Origin of the sequence: Mesorhizobium sp. M4B.F.Ca.ET.017.02.2.1, assembly GCF_003998955.1 — a bacterium.
GTDB lineage: Bacteria > Pseudomonadota > Alphaproteobacteria > Rhizobiales > Rhizobiaceae > Mesorhizobium > Mesorhizobium abyssinicae.
The window spans coordinates 1-2251 of record NZ_RZOF01000555.1; the positions used below are offsets into that span (position 1 = coordinate 1).

Consider the following 2251-nt stretch of genomic DNA (forward strand, 5'->3'; position numbering starts at 1 on the left):
GCCTTGATGAGGGTGGCTGTCCGGAATCTTCCGCAAGCGCTGACATTGGGCGCGCATCTGAGCGGCAAGACAAGGCGAGTTCCCGGATTTGGCTGACTGGCCAGTTTTTCGGACGGCCGGAGCTTCCTGTCGCCCCGCCGCATTTTAACCCTAATCCGCCTCTAGCCGGCTGAAGACGTTGCGGTTCCGGTCTTCACGTTTTCTTGACACAGGCCGGAAAAACGGGCAGCAAGGCAAGTGAGGGAGAGCATTTTTACCATAGCGGAGACTGTGGAGGGCTCTTTTTTCGTGTCGACCGCAGTGCAATCGGCGGTCGCTGGAGGGATTGGTTAACCATCTTTGTCCATCTTTTGAATCAATCGGCAACAGACGCGTGAAGGTGCAGGGGGCACCAGGCGAACTGTGATCGTGACGGGTGCCAGGTCCGCGAACCGGCATGCCGATTGAGAGTGGTTGTATGGCGTCTTTGCGTTTGAAAAGCCGGGGTAATGCTCCTGAAGAGGGAGTAACTTCGAAGAAATCTGGTGGCCTTTGGGTTGCGGTGCCTGCTGTCGGCGCCGCGCTCGCTCTATGGTCCGTGGCGACCTTGGCTGGCCTCTATTCGGTGGGCACCTCGCTCACCGCCGCCTCCAACCGATTGCCGCCGAGCCTGCTGGCGCCGGGCAGCATCGCGCTCGCCGATCCGCGCCGCGCGACTGCCAGTTCCTGGATGCTGCAGCTTCCGGTTGGCGCCCCGCATCGGCAGGCGCTGCTCGGGCGCTGCGATGCGGGCTGCGTGCGCCAGGCCTCGAGCTTCGCCGCTGCCGGCAATGCCGGCAAGATGGCCCGCCTCGCATCCGCCCACCCCGATAGCATCACGCCGAAGATGGCCGCGCCGGAAACCGTGGCGCACGCAGCCTCGACCGACCGCTTCGACAGCGTCGTCGCCAGGGCAAAGCTGTCGCCGCAAAAGCTGGCGGAGGCCTTCGCCCGCGCGCAGGACAAGCCGGCCCTGCTGGCCAGCCTGCCGGCCGATGCCCGCTTCGCCGAACCGGTTCGCCTGCCCGACCAGCAGGGCCCGGCATCGGTGCGCTTCGGGCCGCAGGTGGCGGAAATCGAACGCTCGTCGCGACTGGCCCTGGCGCTCGCCAATGCAATGCCGGAGGTCGACATGCTGGCGCCGCCGCCATCGGTGGCTATGGCCGGGCCTGACGCTGGGCAGGAGCCGGCCGAAGTTCAGCTCGCCTCGCTGCCGCCGCAAGACGAGATGCCGGACGCAGTTCCGCTTCCAACCGGCCGGCCGCAGGCCGAGATCGATCAGCCGGCCCCCAAGGCCTTGGCTCCCAAGGGCCAGGCCAGCAGGACTGATGCGCCAGGGACCGAGACGCCACAGGCGGCAAGGACCGGCAAGGCCCAGTCGGCCAAGGCCGCCGATGTGCCGCCGTCCGGGAAGGCGTCGATCCTGTCGCCGCGCAGCTCGGAGCAGGCGGCCGTGCCGACCCTGCCGGGCGTGCAGGCCAGCCAGGGCAAGCCGGCCAAGCCGGGCAAGCGGTCGAAGGCCCAGGACGCGGAGATGCTCGCCTACGCCAAGCCCGACATGCCGGAGCGCGGCGCGGGCGGCGTGTTCGGCAACCTGTTCAGCAACAGGCCAAGCGTGGGCAACGGCGTCGCCGTCTATGACATCTCGACAGCGACGGTCTACATGCCCGATGGTTCCAAGCTGGAGGCGCATTCGGGGAAGGGCGCCATGGCCGACCAGCCGCGCTTCGCCAACCGCAAGAATTCCGGCCCGACGCCGCCCGACACCTACAATCTGTCGATGCGTGAATCGCGCTTCCACGGCGTCGAGGCGATCCGGCTGACGCCGACCAGCGGCAGGAACAAATATAACCGCAACGGTCTGCTCGCCCATACCTATCTGCTGCGCGGCTCCCCAGCCCAATCCAGCGGCTGCGTGGCCTTCAAGGATTATGGCCGCTTCCTCTCTGCCTTCAAGAAGGGGAAGATCAGGCGCCTGGTCGTTGTGCCGCGCCTGAACGGGTCGCCCACCCAGGTCGCCCAGGAAGGCCGCCAGGGCTGACCCCGCCCGCCACTATGCCGGCAGCAGCTAGTTGCCGGTAGGCTGCCTTTGATCTCTTAACGGTTTGCGGTCTTTACCGCCGTTGACGCGCGGCGCGGTCGACGCACGCGCTTGATGTCTTCGCCACGTCTCTTGCAACAGCGGCAGTGACCGGTTCCATCGAATTGCGGATGAGGAAAGGGAGAACTCCCT

1 protein-coding gene is annotated in these 2251 nt (G+C 66.4%); it reads left to right on the forward strand.

The features are described 5' to 3' along the window. Positions 1–541: 541 nt before the first annotated feature. Positions 542–2059 carry a tlde1 domain-containing protein gene (locus EN738_RS33670; RefSeq protein WP_245494849.1) on the forward strand — a complete coding sequence of 506 codons (1518 nt, stop codon included), beginning with the start codon at positions 542–544 and terminating at the stop codon, positions 2057–2059. Positions 2060–2251: the final 192 nt, after the last annotated feature.